Raw genomic sequence first — 14,933 nt, forward strand, 5'->3', positions numbered from 1 at the left:
CCGCTCCTTCACGGCCCAGATAGCGGGCCGCGCATGAATATGGGATGGCCTGCGCGGCATCGCAATTGAAAGGCTTCGACGATGGGAACATTCAACGGCAAGCGCCCCGCGCATGTGAAGCCGCCTGCGCATCTCTCCAAAAGCCCGCCGGTGCCGCAACCGGACCCGATCGATAGTCCTTCCCGTCACGATGAAGAACTGAGCCCAGTCCGTTACGGCGACTGGGAACGCAAGGGAATCGCTATCGATTTTTGAATGGGCCAGGCGGGAGGGTGATCGGTTCATCGCTGATTTTGCACGTCTTCCGCTGGCCTGTGCCCCCGCTGCGAGCGGCGCGGCGTCCGCCTCTAGCCTTTACCTCCCTGTTCCGTGCAGGATTCCTCCGGGCAAAAGACGAAAACAAAGCCGGGGTGGGTCGTGAATCATATAGCCGAGATAAAGGTGAGGGCGGTGTCTGATTATGCGCCGGAGGATGCGGCGCTGCTCTGTGCCGTGGGTCGTCTGGTCTGTGCCTGGACGATGCTGGAACAGAGTTTGGAGGCGAAGATCGCCATGATGCGGGAAGCCATGGGTGACGTACGAACCGTCGGCACCCGGACGCGCCCGGGCATGGCGAAACTGATGACGGAACTTCGGACGATGGTGGCGATGCGTGACAAGCGCAACGCCGGCGCGCTGACGGAGATTTCGGATATCGAGCGACACATGCAGAGGATCGATCGCTTCCGATCGCTCATCATTGGCGGCTTTCAGCAGCCCGCGCCCGGCGGCTTCACCTGTCGCGACGCGCGGAACAATCATACGCATGTCTCGCTTGATCACCTCGATGCGGAGATATCTTCGCTCGAAACGGTGGCGCAGCGCCTGCTCGCCGTCTGACCGGGCGAGGTAATCCTCCCGCTAAGCTTGACCTTTGGGGCGCGGAGCGCGAAGCCTTTCCGCGCGCCTAGCTAGAATGGAGTCCCATGCCTTACAAGCCGATACGCAAAGCCGTTTTCCCTGTTGCAGGTCTCGGTACGCGCTTTCTGCCCGCAACCAAGTCCGTTCCCAAGGAATTGCTGCCGGTCGTCGATCGCCCGCTGATCCAATATGCCGTCGATGAGGCGCGCGAGGCGGGCATCGAGCAGATGATCTTCATCACCGGCCGCGGCAAGGGCGCGATCGAGGATTATTTCGACATGGCTTTCGAGGCCGAAGCGACGCAGCGCGAACGCGGCAAGGACCTCTCCGCCCTGGATGGCACAAGATTGGCGCCCGGCAACGCCGTCTTCCTGCGTCAGCAGGAGCCGCTGGGCCTTGGTCACGCCGTATGGTGCGCCCGTGAAATCGTGGGCGACGAACCCTTCGCCATCCTGCTGCCCGATGAATTCATGAAGGGCGCGCCTGGCCGGGGATGCCTTAAGCAGATGGTGGACGCCTATAATCAGGTAGGCGGCAATCTGGTCTGCGCGCTCGAAGTGGCGATGTCCGAAACTCCCAGCTACGGCGTGATCGATCCCGGCAAGCGCGACGGCGCGCTGACCGAGGTCAAGGGCCTCGTTGAAAAGCCCGCTCCGGGCACAGCGCCCTCCAACCTCATCCTGCCCGGCCGCTATATCCTGCAGCCCGAGGTCATGAAAATCCTCGAAACGCAGGAAAAGGGCGCAGGCGGCGAGATCCAGCTGACGGACGCCATGGCGTCGATGATCGGTAAGCAGCCCTTCCACGGCGTCACCTTCGACGGCCGCCGCTTCGACTGCGGGTCGAAGGCCGGCTATATCGAAGCGAACTTCGCCCTCGCGCTGGAGCGTGAGGATTTGGGCGACCATATCCGCCGCTTCGCCCTGGCTGAACTGGAAGCCACGCGCGTCGCCGCTGCGGCGTAATCTACACCTTCAAAGAAAGCGGCCAGGTAATCCCCAGGCCGCTTTTTTATTCCCCGACCATGACCTTGCGATGGCCGATCGCCGCCTTCGTCATGCCAGCGAAAGCTGGCATCTCCGTCCCGGAACCGACCTCCCCGAACGAACCAGACGGGTATGACGGGGGTGGCTAGCCGATACCGATATTCCCCATCGCGCCTGCGGGAGGGGAATGTCTTGGACGGGTGGAATGTGGAACGTCAGCTTACTGACCACTGCACCCAGAAGTGATCGTTAGGGAAGAAATTTCCTCTGTGCTAATTTCCCGAGGTGACGTGCGCTCGGCTTAGGGGTTCGTTTCTGGGTATCTCGATCCACCGCAACAAGGCCAAACTTTGGTCGATATCCAAAAAGCCACTCGAAATTATCGAGGAGAGACCAATGGATGTAGCCGCGCACATCCACACCATCCCTCATCACAGCCGCCAAGCTGGCGAGTGCTTCATCGATGTATCGGACCCGCATCGCATCGTCTTCGATGCCGACGCCGCTCTCGGTGACCATGACAGGAACACCCGCAGTCAAAGCTGCGTATCTGACCGCTCCGCCAAGGGCAGCAGGATAGAATTCCTGTCCTATCTGTGTTTTAGGAGCCTCCGCAGGCGTCGGGATCGGACCGCGATCTCCAACCACCATGCGCGTGTAGTTTTGCACTCCGATAAAATCGTCGCCTTTGGCACTCTCAAGCCAGACATCATACATTGCTGAGCGGAGCCTTGCTGCTCGTCCTTCGACGCCCTGCGCGTCCTGGACATCATCCATCGCAAGCGTATATCCCACAGGCAGTGTCGGCCGCACAGCCTTAATAGCAGCGCGTGCCGCAGTGTGGCAGTCCCGCACGATTGGCTTAGACTTGCCGATGCTCGAAAAAAGAAAAGTCGAAAAAGCCGAGGTATCGGCGGCCTTTGCCGCCGCTGCCAGCAGCTTTGGATTGGGGCCAAAGGAAAGATTGGCCTCATTGATAGTGCAAAGCCAACCGATGCGATCTCCCAGCGCTTCAACTACACGCCGGGCGTATCGGGCAAAGAGCATCGGCGCGGCGCCATTTTCGAACCCCCCTTTCGCTGCGAACCAGCGGGGAGAGCTAAAATGGTGGAGCGTCACCACAGGCGTCACACCATGACGATGGCAGCTGTCCAACATGCGTCCATAATGCTCAAGAGCCGCGTTGGAAAACATGCCTTCATCTGGTTCGACCCGAGCCCATTCGATGCCAAAGCGGTAGCTGTTCAAGCCAAGCTTGGCGAGAAGGGCGATATCTTGATCATACCGGTGATAATGATCACACGCATCGCCAGAGCGCTCCGCAAAAGGCGAGTTCGGGAGCGCCTCAAGCAGCCAGATGTCGCTGTTGATGTTATTACCTTCGACCTGATAGGCGGCGGTAGCGGCTCCCCAAAGGAACGGGTTCCTGTTCGACCGAGAGTGAGAAAGGGACGGTGTTGCACTGGCAATAGCGGATGCGCCAAGCAATCCAACAGCGTCGCGTCGGCTCAACATTCTCGAACTCTCCTACTTCTCGCCTATTCACTCATTAGAGTTTTCAGCGGGAATGACAATGTAAAAGAACGTAACCGTACGTTTATGCTGCCGCTCACGTTGCTGTTGAAACGTCCGCTTTTAGGATGAGATGCCACATGGACCGTAGGCAGAAACTGGTCGTTTGAAGTCATGCTCACCTTCGTCACCCCGGACCCGAGCCGGGGTTCCGCCAGATCGTTGAGCACAGACGAAAAGAAAAGCGGCGCCCCGGATCAGGGTCGGGTGACAGACCAAAAGCTTTCCAGTGTGGCTGCAAGCGGGCGCTAACACTCATCTGTGACCTCCCCGCCACGGCTCACGTAAAAAGCATCCTATTTTCTGCTGCAACCCCAACTTTCCTCTGTCCTACATGCTTGCAGCCGACCTATCGCAGACCGGTCTTTGAAACGTCCGACCTGCTTCCCACGACGCCTACGCGCGCCGGCGCACGCGCGCGCATACACTGTGAACTTCGGCGGAAAACCGCCATTCCTGGCCCGAGGCACGCCATGAAAAAGGCGACGCCTGCCCGGCGCCGCCTCATAAAACTCTGCTAGGATAACCCGATCAGAACGGCACTTCATCGTCCAGATCATTGTCGAAGTTCGGGCCGCCAGCGCCACCCCGGCCTCCGCCTGACGAGCGGCCGCCGCTGCCGCCACCGCTGAAGCCGCCACCGCCGAAATCGTCATAGTCGCTGCCGCCGCCGAAGCCGCCAGCGGAGCTACCACCCCAATCGCCGCCGCCCTGCGACCGTCCGCCGCCTTGGCCGCCACCGCCGCCTGCGCCGTCCAGCATCGTCAGCACCGCGCTCGGCCCCTGCAGCACGACTTCGGTCGTGTAGCGGTCATTGCCAGACTGATCCTGCCACTTGCGGGTCTGCAGCTTGCCCTCGACATAGACCTTGCTGCCCTTGCGCAGATAGCGCTCGGCTACCCCGGCAAGACCTTCGGAAAAGATCGCGACGCTGTGCCATTCGGTGCGCTCCTTGCGTTCGCCCGAATTGCGGTCCTTCCAGGTTTCAGAGGTCGCGATGCGGATGTTGCACACCTTGCCGCCATTCTGAAAGCTGCGGACTTCCGGGTCCGCGCCCAGATTGCCCACCAGAATGACCTTGTTGACCGAACCCGCCATATTTCCTCCGATACTTTGGCTGGTTCTTATAGTCGGCTGGTCTGCCGACGCTACCCTAAACCGATGGCGGTTGCCGTCCAGTAGGTGATCCCGGCGGCGGCATAGGCCAGCGCGAACAGATAGCCGACCATGAACAGCGGCCATTTCCAGCCATTGGTCTCCCGCTTGGTCACCGCGATCGTCGAAATACACTGTGGCGCGAAAACGAACCAGGCCAGGAAGGCGAGGGCGGTCGGCAGCGGCCAATTGTCCTTCAGCCGGTCGCCCAGGCTCCGCTCCAGCTTCGCCTCGTCATTGCCGGCGTCGAGCGAATAGACGGTAGCGAGCGCCGACACCGCCACCTCCCGCGCCGCCATGGCAGGAATAAGCGCCAGTGATATGTCGCGGTTGAAGCCAACCGGCTCCAGGACGACGTTCAGGCCGTTGGCGATGCGTCCCGCGATCGAATAATTCACTTGGCTCACGCCGCTATTTTCTGGCGCCTTGGGAAAGCTCAGCAGCACCCAGAGGATCACCGTGGATGTGAAGATGATCGTGCCCGCGCGCTTCAGGAAGATCACCGCGCGCTGCCAAAGGCCCAGCAGCACGTCTTGCGGGCGCGGCCACTGATATTTGGGCATCTCCATCAGGAAACCGCCGCTTGCGCCCTTGGTGACGGTCATCCGCAGCACCAGCGCCACCAGCATCGCGCCGATGATGCCGGCGACATAGAGACAGAAGAGGACAAGCCCCTGCAATCCGATGCCCAGCCCAACGTTGCGCGCCGGAATGAACGCTCCAATGATGACCGCATAAACCGGCAGCCGCGCCGAACAGGTCATAAGCGGCGCGATCAATATGGTGGTTAGCCGGTCCTTTGGGTCTGAAATGGTGCGGGTCGCCATGATGCCCGGCACCGCGCAGGCGAAGGAGGAAAGGAGCGGGATGAAGGCCCGTCCCGACAGCCCGACCCGCGCCATCAGTCCGTCCATCAGGAAGGCAGCGCGGACCATATAGCCGGTCGCTTCCAGCATCAGGATGAAGAAGAACAGGATCAGGATCTGCGGCAGGAACACGACCACCGAACCCACGCCGTTGATGACGCCGTCCACCAGGAACGATCGCAAGAGCCCGTCAGGCAATGCGTCGCTGACGGTGTTGCTTGCGGCTTCCGCGAGCCCCTCGATCATCGCGATTGGCGCTTCAGACCAGGCATAGACCGCCTGAAACATGATGAAGAGCAGTCCCAGCAGCAGGACGAGGCCCGCAACGGGATGCAAAGCTATCCGATCGACCGCCGCAGTCAGGCGGCGCGACGGAGTTTCGCTGACCACTGCCGTGCCAGCGATCCGCCGCGCTTCGCTGCGCAGCGCGTCGAAATCGCGCGGGCCGCTGGAGGCGCGCACCAGATGGGGGCTGCCGTCGAACAGCGTGTCGAGTTCGGTGCGCAGATGGTCGAGCCCACGCTTGCGCACGGCGACGGTCGGAATAACCGGCACGCCCAGTTCACGCGAAAGGACAGCCGCATCCAGTTCCAGCCCGTCGCGGGTGGCGAGGTCCACCATGTTAAGTGCGATGACCGTGGGCAGACCGAGCGACAGCAGTTCGAGCGCGAACCGCAGATGATTGTCGAGGTTGGAGGCATCGACCACCACGACCAGCGCATCGGGCAAACGCTCGCCCTGCTGCTTGCCCAGGACGACGTCGCGCGTCACCTGCTCGTCGGGGCTGGTGGGATTGAGGCTGTAAGTGCCGGGCAGGTCGACCAGTTCGACCGGTCGGCCATCCGACAGCGACAGGCGGCCCGCCTTGCGCTCCACGGTGACGCCGGGATAGTTGCCCAGCTTCTGCCGCGCGCCGGTCAGCGCGTTGAACAGTGCGCTCTTGCCCGCATTGGGATTGCCGACGAGGGCGACCAGGGGCAGCGTGCTCATTCCTCGTCGTCTCGCGGGCCCGTCCGCACGCTGATCGCCGCGGCATGGTTGCGCCGCATCGCGATGGTCATGCGGCCGACCTTGCAGGCGATCGGTCCCCGTCCCAGCAACCCGCCATGGTGCAGCGCCTCGACGCTCGCCCCTTCGCACAAGCCGAATTCGCGCAGGCGTTGACCGTCCGAAGCGGACAGGGCGCTCCAGTCGATCAGGTCCACATAGGCGGGCTGGCGCAGCGGCAGGTCGGTCAGGCGCAAGGAAGGAAAACTCGCAGACATGTGCTGCGAGTGACTATCAATATAGATAGGAAAAGGCCAGTCTGAATCGCTGCGTGGCCCCGGCAGATCATACCGCCGGGTAGCGCAGCCTTCCGATAAAGCGGGAAAGGCTCAGCCGTTCGCCACCGCCGATGCCCTTCCACTTGGCTTTGGCGCGCTCGAACCGCATCACCCCTTCGATCCGCCGGTCCAGGAAGGCACGGCTGTCCGCCCAATCCTCGCTCTCGTCATCCACGAAGACCAGCAGCGTTGCGGCATAGACTGCTGCCAGCGTCAGGCGTTTGCTATAGTGGTTGAAGTCTGTCGCGCTGTCCCCAGCCGTGCGCCACATTACATCCGCCGCCCGCCAGCCGAGCTTCGCTGCGCGCGCACTGTTCTGCGGCATGGCCATGACGGCCAGCGCGCGTCGCAACGCTTCACGATCCCGCGCCAGCAGATTCAGCCGCGCGGTAACCAGCGCGGTAATGCGCTGGCGAATCGACATGGTGCCGATCTTTTCAGGAGGCAGGGCCTCGACCATGCGCGCGTCGACGCTGGCGAACCATGCGTCGATCATGTCCATCGCGCCTGCGGAGAAGGCGAGCTGCGCAATCTCTACATCCACGCGCCCTTCCGCCGCCGCCATTGCCACTGCCTCCGCTCGCCAGCCGTCAAAAGCGGCATGGCGTGGCAGGATCGGCGCCAGATGGGCGCGCACTTCGTCCAAGGTCGGATCTTCGGGCAACTGGCTCATGGCTTCATGTTAAGGTCGACCAGCCCCCCGCACAAGCGTTGCGCTGAACAGCCGAAAGATGATGTTGCAACATATCATGAGATATGATGTAACATCATCTTTGCGATGACGATAAGATCGCGCAGAGGATGGAGGATGCGATGGCGTTAATGGCGATGCGCGCAATCGGTGGGCAGCGGCAGTCAGGCTATAGTGGGAGCGGTGGATCACCCGTTGGGATCGGCGCAACCATAGCGGTTCACGCGTTGGTGGCCGGGGCGTTCATTCTGATGCCCAAGGAGGTCATCGCGCCTTATGTGCCGCAGATATTCATCGGCAACCAGATCCCGCTCGATCCGCCGCCTCCACCCGAACCACAGCCACAGCAGCCCGAAAGCAAGCTGCCGGCGCGCCTCAAGACCGACCCACTCCCGGGCAAGCCTAATGAGTTGGTGAAATTGCCCGAAAGTGGCGCAAACGAACTGTTCACCGGCGGGGATGCCGGGGAGGGGACTGGAGGAGGCGAGATCATCCTGCCGCCGATCGATCCTCCGCATGAGCCGGTGCTGGTCGAATCGAAAATCGATCCCAGGGCGCTCCCCGCCTTCCAGCCCGACTATCCCGGATCGATGATCCGCCAGGGAGTGGAAGGAACCGTCACGGTCCGCGTGACCATCGGCGCTGACGGGCGAGTGACGGACATAGAGCGTGTTTCCGCGACCGACGAAGCCTTCTGGCTCGCCACTCAGCGCCACGCCTTGCGCAAATGGCGGTTTCGTCCGGCGACTCGCGACGGCGTTCCGATCGCCAGCAGCAAAGTGCTGACCGTCCACTTCAAGCTGACCGACAGGTGAGCGTGCTTGCGCCGGGTGCAAGGGGCGGCTTTGCATCCGGCCGCGCCATCCCCTATATATCCGCGATGGCGATCTTCCCCCGTCCGGTTTCTCCCAAGAGCGCGCTTAGCGACCTGTGGAGCTATTTTCGCGAGAATCGGCCGCACAAATGGCCGCTCCTCGGGCTATCGGTTGCCATCACCTATGTGATCGTCTGGGTCTTCGTGGTCGATGCGAACACCAACACCATGCCGACCCGGAACAAGATCATCTATATCCAGAGCTGGGACGCCAATCGCTCGGACGCCGCGATCATCCTGCAGCAGAAGATCGACCTGGCGAAGAGCGAGGCGGCGCTGCAAAAGCGGCAGAAGCAGATGCAGGGCTGGGCCGACGCCTTCGGCATTGACTGGCGTACCGAGGAAGCGCGCAACAGCGCGCGCCGCAAGGAAGCGCTGAAGGAAATAAACGCACAGCTCGACTCGCGACTGGCCAAGGCGGAGGCGGCGGAAAAGGCCGCGCCCCAAACGCGCCAGCCTTGATCGCGTCCGCCATGGCCAATCCCGCCGACGACCGCCGTTTCATGGCAGCGGCCATCGCCCTGTCTGAACGTGGTCGCGGACTTTCCACCCCCAATCCCAATGTCGGCTGCCTCATCGTCCGCGATGGCGTGATCGTCGGTCGCGGCTGGACGCAGAAGGGCGGCCGTCCTCATGCGGAGGCTCAGGCGCTGGATCAGGCGCTGGACCAGGCACGCGGCGCGACCGCCTATGTGACGCTGGAGCCCTGTTTCCATCTTTCCGCGCGCGGCCCCCGCTGTGCCGATCTGATGGCGCGCGCAGGGGTGAAGCGCGTCGTGATCGCGCTGCGCGATCCCGACCCCCGTACCGATGGACAGGGCGCGGAGCATTTGCGCGCACGGGGCATCCAGGCCGAAATGGGGCTGATGGCGCAGGAAGCGGCGTCGGCCATGCGCGGCTTCGTGCTGCGACAGACGTTGGGCCGCCCGGCCGTCACTTTGAAGCTCGGCCTGTCGCTCGACGGCCGCATCGCGCTCAAGGATGGATCGAGCCGCTGGATCACCGGCGAAGCAGCGCGCGCCCACGCCCATCTCGAACGTGCGCGGCATGATGCGATATTGGTCGGCGGCGGTACGCTTCGCGCCGACAAGCCCCGCCTGGACGTGCGGCTCAAGGGGCTGGAGAACCGCTCGCCCCGCCGACTGCTGCTGAGCCGCAGTGCCGCCCCCAAGGGATGGGAAGCGATCGCCCAGCCCGAGGACATCGCTACGCTCGCTCAAGTCGATCATCTGCTGATCGAAGGCGGAGCCGCTGCAGCAGCAGCCTTCCTCCAGCCCGATCTCGTCGATCGGCTGTTACTGTATCGCGCGCCTATCCTGATCGGCTCGGGCCTTCCCGCTATCGGCGACATTGGCCTTTCCGATCTGGCCCAGACGCATGGCCGCTGGCGGATCGCGGACGAGCGCCGGCTGGGAGAGGACCGGCTGGAGGTTTACGAAAGGCAGCGCAGCGCTTAGAGCGCAGGAAAACGCAAACATCCGTTCGCCCTGAGCTTGTCGAAGGGCAGTCCTTCATCTTCCATGGAAGAAGGCGGCTTCGACAGGCTAAGCCCGAACGGGAAAATGGACCAGTCACCCATGTTCACCGGCATCATCACCGACATCGGCACCATCCGCTCCGCTGAGCAGCGCGGCGACCTGCGTCTCGTCATCGATTCGTCCTATGACATGGACAGCGTCGCGATCGGCGCTTCGATCGCCTGCTCAGGCGCATGCCTCACCGTAGTGGAAAAAGGCGAGGGCTGGTTCGCGGTCGATCTGTCCGCCGAAACGGTCGCGCGCACCGCGCCGGGTCTTTGGGTGCAGGGCGGGCGGCTGAACCTTGAACGCGCGCTCAAGGTCGGCGACGAACTCGGCGGTCATATCGTCACCGGTCATGTCGATGGGATCGGCTCCCTGGTTTCCGCCACTCCCGAAGGCGATTCAACGCGCCTCGTCATCGCCGCTCCCGCCGCGCTTGCTCCGGCGCTCGCGGCCAAGGGGTCGATCACGCTCGACGGCATTTCCCTGACCGTCAACAGTGTCGAGGACCACCCGGACGGCTCGGTGCATTTCGGTCTCAACATCATTCCGCACACTGCCGCAGCCACCACGCTTGACCAGTTGCCGGCAGGCCGGACCTTCAATCTGGAGATCGACGTGCTGGCTCGCTATCTCGACCGGATGCAGAGCCTGCGTGGAGCAGTGTGATTCCTGCTTGAAAAAATCACATTATGATGTGATATCTTCCTCACAAGGCCATCGGGCCAGAGGAGAGTCGCGTCATGTCATCTGCGCTTATCGATACCGTCCGCACCTTGGTGAATGAAGGCGGCATGTCCCGCTCCGGCCTGGCGCGCGCCGCCGGTCTGCACGCCAACAGCCTGCGCAAGCTGGGCGAACCCGACTGGAATCCAACCGCCGACACGCTGGGCAAGCTTGAAAGCTATCTCCTCCGCCGCGAAGGTGGCACTGCACTCGCCAGCCCGGAAGAGATCATCAACGAAGCTCGCAACGGCCGCATGTTCATTCTGGTCGATGACGAGGACCGCGAGAATGAAGGTGACCTCGTCATTCCTGCGCAGATGGCGACGCCCGACGCGATCAACTTCATGGCGACCCATGGCCGCGGCCTCATCTGCCTGGCGATGACCAAGAGCCGGGTTGAGGAACTCGGGCTTGACCTCATGAGCCGCAACAATGGCACGCGGCACGAAACCGCCTTCACCGTCTCGATAGAAGCGCGGGAGGGCGTCACAACCGGCATCAGCGCCGCTGACCGCGCCCGCACCATTTCGGTCGCGATCGACGGATCGAAGGGCCGCGACGATATCGTCACGCCCGGCCACGTCTTCCCGCTGGTCGCCAAGGATGGCGGTGTGCTGGTCCGCACCGGCCATACCGAAGCGGCTGTCGATGTAGCGCGTCTCGCCGGGCTCAATCCGTCCGGCGTGATCTGCGAAGTGATGAAGGACGACGGCACGATGGCGCGCCTCGACGACCTTATCCCCTTCGCGCAGAAGCACAAGATGAAGATCGGCACGATCCGCGATCTCATCGCTTATCGCCGCCGCCACGATCATATGGTGGAACGCCGGGCCGAAACCACGTTCAAGAGCGAATGGGGCGGCGATTGGAAGGCGATCAGCTTCTACAACAAGGCGACGAACAGCGAGCAACTGGTGCTGCAAAAGGGCCATGTCTCTCCCGATGAGCCCACCCTTGTTCGGGTGCATCAGCTTTCCCTTCTGGACGACGTCTATGGTGCCACCGGACCTCGTCGTGGGTTGCTCGCCAAGTCGATGGAAATCATTGCGCAGGAAGGTGCGGGCATCATCGTCGTGCTGACCGGCACCTCGCCGGTGGACTTTGTCAGCCGCATCCTGCGCCATCATGCGGGGCAGCCCGGCAGCGGCATGGATGAGCTTCGCGACTATGGCGTCGGCGCGCAGATCCTCGCCGAACTCGGCGTCCACGACATGATCCTGCTCAGCAACACGCATCACAGCCTGATCGCGCTTGACGGCTACGACCTCGCCGTGGTTGGGCAGCGGTCCGTCGAGCTATAAGAAGGACATCAGCCGTGGCCAAATTCCTGATCGTCGAAGCCCGCTTCTACGACCATCTCAACGACCTTCTGATCGAAGGCGCGGCCGCTGCGCTCGACGCGGAAGGGCATAAATATGAAGTCGTGACTGTGCCGGGTGCGCTCGAAATTCCGGGCGCGGTGGCTCTGGCTGCGGAGACTGGCCGCTATGACGGCTTCGTCGCCATTGGCGTGGTGATCCGGGGCGAGACCTATCATTTCGAAGTGGTCTCAAACGAAAGCGCGCGCGGCCTGATGGCGCTCAGCATGGATGGCATCCCGATCGGCAACGGCATATTGACCGTCGAAAATGAGGCGCAGGCGCTGACCCGCGCCCGCCCGACCGAAAAGGACAAGGGCGGTGAGGCTGCAAAGGCCGCCATCGCCATGCTGGCGCTGCGCGAAAAGTTCAGCGCCTGAGGCTTTGAAGAAAAGGGCTGCCCAAACAGGCAGCCCTCCTCAACTACATTCGTTCGTGTCGAGCGAAGTCGAGACACGTGCCAGCACGGCCTCGACTATCCAGCCTTGGCGAGTACCGGATAATCCACATAGCCCTCCGCGCCCTGCGTATAGAGCGTACCCTCGCTCAACGCATTGAGCGGTGCGCCCACCGATAGGCGGTCGGGCAAGTCGGGGTTGGAGATAAAGGGCCGCCCGAAGCTGATCGCCTGCGCCAATCCGCTGGCCAGATCTTCCTGCGCGCGTGCCACATCATAATCACTGTTCAGCACCAAGGGGCCGCTGAAATACCGGCGCACGATCGGCGACTGGCGCGGCACGTCGCTCGCGCCCCGCGTACCGTCCGGCCGCAGCTCGCGCATTTCCACGAATGCGAGGCCGATCGGCTCCAGCGCCTGCGCGACAGCGGGGGACAGGCTTGCGGGATCGCTGTCGTCGGTTCCCTGTGACGGGCCGTTCAGCGACAGCCGAACCGCCGTGCGATCCGCGCCGATTGCGTCCGCAACCGCCTGCGTAATCTCGCGCAGCAAGCGCGCGCGGTTTTCCGGGCTGCCGCCATAAGCGTCCTGCCGCTGATTGACCCCGTTGCGCAGAAACTCGTCGATCAGATAGCCGTTCGCCGCGTGAATCTGCACGCCGTCAAATCCTGCTTCGCGGGCGTTGAGTGCCGCCGTGACATAGGTCGCGATCAGCGCCGGGATTTCCTCTGCAGTCAGCGCGCGCGGCTGCTCGTAGGGCTTGTTGCCCTCATAGCTATGCGCGTGACCCGGCGCGGTGATCGGGCTGGACGAGACCGGCTGCTCACCCGTGACGCTCGAATGCACCAACCTGCCCATGTGCCAGAGTTGTGCAAAGATGCGGCCGCCTGCATCATGCACGGCTTGCGTCACCGGCTTCCACGCCGCGACCTGCTCCGCCGACCAGATACCCGCTGCATAGGGCCAACCAAGCCCCTGCTGCGACACGCCGATGCCTTCGCTGATGATGAGTCCGGCCGAGGCGCGTTGCCGGTAATAATCCGCCATGATGGGCGTGGGCACATGGTTGCGGGTGGCGCGGGCGCGGGTCAGTGGCGCCATGAGGATGCGGTTGCGCGCGGTAACAGCCCCTAGCTTCACGGGATCGAACAGGCTGGTCATAACTTCCCCTAATCAAAGTTGCAAATTGCAACGCAAAATGCTTGCCGACGCCAACTAAGTATGGCCGAAGCCTCTTTCAAGAGGGCAGGCAGCGAAGATCAGAAGAATGTATCGACGGCATGGATCGCCAGTCCGACGAGCCCGCCGACCAGCGTTCCGTTGATCCGGATATATTGCAGGTCGCGGCCCACCGCGCCCTCAAGGCGGCTGGTGACGGTCCCCGCGTCCCACCCCCGCACTGTTTCGCTTACCAGCGTCACGATCGAATCGCCATAAGCCGCCGTCGCACCCACTGCCGCCCGGCGAACGAAACGGTTGATCAGCAGGCGCAGCCGGGCATCCTCCTGTAACGTCGCACCCAGCTGCTGCAGAGCTTCGCCCAAACGTCCCGCCATTGCCTTGCTCGGATCGCGCACTGCGCGCAGCAGCCCGGACCGCGCCTGCTCCCACAGGCCGTCGATCCATCGCTGCATCGCCGGATTATCGACGATCTCGTCGCGGATGCGGGACACGCGCTCCTGCATGGCGGCATCGAATTGCAGGTCTTGCGCCAGCTTCGCCATGCCTTCTTCCGCCTTCAGGCGCAGGCTATGGCCGGGATCGGCCGCCATCTCCGCCAGCAGCCGCCGCAGCCCGTCGATGATGGCGTTGGACAGATTCTCATCCAGGCCGGTCCAGCGCAATATCTTCCCCGCCCGGTCGTGCACCATTTGGCGGATCAAATGGTCATTGGCCTCCAGCGTGCGATCTGCCCAATGGATAATCCCGTCCATCACAGGCGCATGGCGGCCGTCCCGCATCGCAGCCTCGATCGCCTGCCCGATCAAAGGCGACAGGTTCATGCCGCGCAGCCGCTGCGCAATGGCGCCCTTCACCATTCCGCCCAGCCGTTCCTGATCCAACGCTTCGAGCATGTCTGCCGCCAGCCGGGAAGCGCCCTCGCGCAGGCGGCCGTCGCCGCCAGAGGGGCTGGCGAGAAAGCGTCCGGCCGCGCCCGCCACGTCCAGCCTCTGCATGCGGCGGGCGACGACGGCGGGGGTCAGGAAGTTATCGCGCAGGAACAGCGCCAGCGTGTCGCCGATGCGGTCCTTGTTGCGTGGAATGATTGCCGTGTGCGGAATGGGCAGGCCAAGCGGATGGCGGAACAGCGCGGTGACGGCGAACCAGTCGGCAAGTCCACCCACCATCGCCGCCTCGGCGAAGGCCTGGACGAAACCTATGGCGGGGTGAACATGGGCTGTGGCCCGCGCGACCAGGAACAGCAGCGCCATGGCCAGCAACATGCCGGTTGCCACCAGCCGCATGTCGCGTGAGGATCGGACCGGCACATCGGCGGCGGGAAGGGAAACGGGAAGCAACTTCATCGTCCGACCAACGGTTACGCCGCCGTTTCGTTCAGACA

16 protein-coding genes are annotated in these 14,933 nt (G+C 63.1%); 9 read left to right on the forward strand and 7 right to left on the reverse strand.

The genetic code is table 11. From position 1 onward, the window contains the following. Window positions 1-81 precede the first annotated feature (81 nt). The 3 genes from ACZ5Y5_RS12495 to ACZ5Y5_RS12505 all read left to right on the forward strand — a co-directional run bounded on the left by ACZ5Y5_RS12495 (window position 82) and on the right by ACZ5Y5_RS12505 (window position 1,865). Entirely contained in the window at window positions 82-255 is a 174-nt protein-coding gene (locus ACZ5Y5_RS12495) for a DUF1674 domain-containing protein (RefSeq protein WP_013847977.1), read from the forward strand. A gap of 195 nt (window positions 256-450) precedes the next feature. Then, window positions 451-879, forward strand: a complete 429-nt coding sequence (locus tag ACZ5Y5_RS12500) for a hypothetical protein (protein ID WP_464810540.1) — start codon at window positions 451-453, stop codon at window positions 877-879. Between the two features lie 86 nt (window positions 880-965). Beyond that, entirely contained in the window at window positions 966-1,865 is a 900-nt protein-coding gene (locus tag ACZ5Y5_RS12505) for a UTP--glucose-1-phosphate uridylyltransferase (protein WP_464808937.1), read from the forward strand. 270 nt (window positions 1,866-2,135) lie between these two features. Here the strand turns inward: ACZ5Y5_RS12505 and ACZ5Y5_RS12510 are convergent, their stop codons facing one another. From ACZ5Y5_RS12510 to ACZ5Y5_RS12530, 5 genes are all read right to left on the reverse strand, one after another. Beyond that, entirely contained in the window at window positions 2,136-3,401 is a 1,266-nt protein-coding gene (locus ACZ5Y5_RS12510; RefSeq protein ID WP_464808938.1) for a glycoside hydrolase family 1 protein, read from the reverse strand. Window positions 3,402-3,989: 588 nt separating this feature from the next. Beyond that, window positions 3,990-4,556, reverse strand: a complete 567-nt coding sequence (gene ssb / locus ACZ5Y5_RS12515) for a single-stranded DNA-binding protein (protein ID WP_464808939.1) — start codon at window positions 4,554-4,556, stop codon at window positions 3,990-3,992. A 50-nt stretch (window positions 4,557-4,606) separates the two neighbouring features. After that, the gene (feoB, locus tag ACZ5Y5_RS12520) at window positions 4,607-6,469 is read right to left on the reverse strand and encodes a ferrous iron transporter B (RefSeq protein ID WP_464808940.1); all 1,863 of its coding nucleotides are present in this window, start codon (window positions 6,467-6,469) and stop codon (window positions 4,607-4,609) included. Beyond that, window positions 6,466-6,723 carry a FeoA family protein gene (locus ACZ5Y5_RS12525; protein WP_464810541.1) on the reverse strand — a complete coding sequence of 86 codons (258 nt, stop codon included), beginning with the start codon at window positions 6,721-6,723 and terminating at the stop codon, window positions 6,466-6,468. The genes feoB and ACZ5Y5_RS12525 overlap by 4 nt, the downstream gene beginning before the upstream one ends. An 88-nt stretch (window positions 6,724-6,811) precedes the next feature. Continuing rightward, window positions 6,812-7,477 (reverse strand): COQ9 family protein, encoded by a 666-nt coding sequence (locus tag ACZ5Y5_RS12530; protein WP_464808941.1) that lies wholly within the window; start codon window positions 7,475-7,477, stop codon window positions 6,812-6,814. A 140-nt stretch (window positions 7,478-7,617) separates the two neighbouring features. Between ACZ5Y5_RS12530 and ACZ5Y5_RS12535 the strand changes: the two genes are divergently transcribed. The 6 genes from ACZ5Y5_RS12535 to ribH all read left to right on the forward strand — a co-directional run bounded on the left by ACZ5Y5_RS12535 (window position 7,618) and on the right by ribH (window position 12,353). Further along, a complete protein-coding gene (locus ACZ5Y5_RS12535) occupies window positions 7,618-8,310 on the forward strand; it encodes an energy transducer TonB (RefSeq protein ID WP_464808942.1) in 693 nt (230 codons plus the stop codon). 65 nt (window positions 8,311-8,375) lie between these two features. Then, window positions 8,376-8,831: a hypothetical protein gene (locus tag ACZ5Y5_RS12540; protein WP_464810542.1), complete on the forward strand. Its 456-nt coding sequence runs from the start codon at window positions 8,376-8,378 to the stop codon at window positions 8,829-8,831. An 11-nt stretch (window positions 8,832-8,842) separates the two neighbouring features. Next, a complete protein-coding gene (gene ribD, locus ACZ5Y5_RS12545) occupies window positions 8,843-9,826 on the forward strand; it encodes a bifunctional diaminohydroxyphosphoribosylaminopyrimidine deaminase/5-amino-6-(5-phosphoribosylamino)uracil reductase RibD (protein WP_464808943.1) in 984 nt (327 codons plus the stop codon). Window positions 9,827-9,946: 120 nt separating this feature from the next. Continuing rightward, on the forward strand, window positions 9,947-10,558 hold the full coding sequence (locus ACZ5Y5_RS12550; protein ID WP_464810543.1) for a riboflavin synthase: 612 nt from the start codon (window positions 9,947-9,949) through the stop codon (window positions 10,556-10,558). A 74-nt stretch (window positions 10,559-10,632) separates the two neighbouring features. Next, the gene (gene ribB / locus ACZ5Y5_RS12555) at window positions 10,633-11,916 is read left to right on the forward strand and encodes a 3,4-dihydroxy-2-butanone-4-phosphate synthase (protein WP_464808944.1); all 1,284 of its coding nucleotides are present in this window, start codon (window positions 10,633-10,635) and stop codon (window positions 11,914-11,916) included. A 14-nt stretch (window positions 11,917-11,930) separates the two neighbouring features. Beyond that, the gene (gene ribH, locus ACZ5Y5_RS12560) at window positions 11,931-12,353 is read left to right on the forward strand and encodes a 6,7-dimethyl-8-ribityllumazine synthase (protein WP_464808945.1); all 423 of its coding nucleotides are present in this window, start codon (window positions 11,931-11,933) and stop codon (window positions 12,351-12,353) included. 95 nt (window positions 12,354-12,448) lie between these two features. On the opposite strand, the gene ACZ5Y5_RS12565 is transcribed toward ribH, so the two are convergent. After that, entirely contained in the window at window positions 12,449-13,531 is a 1,083-nt protein-coding gene (locus tag ACZ5Y5_RS12565) for an alkene reductase (RefSeq protein WP_464808946.1), read from the reverse strand. Window positions 13,532-13,629: 98 nt separating this feature from the next. Next, window positions 13,630-14,895: a DUF445 domain-containing protein gene (locus tag ACZ5Y5_RS12570; protein ID WP_464808947.1), complete on the reverse strand. Its 1,266-nt coding sequence runs from the start codon at window positions 14,893-14,895 to the stop codon at window positions 13,630-13,632. Between the last annotated feature and the right edge of the window lie 38 nt (window positions 14,896-14,933).

The organism is Sphingobium sp. TomTYG65 (assembly GCF_055395525.1).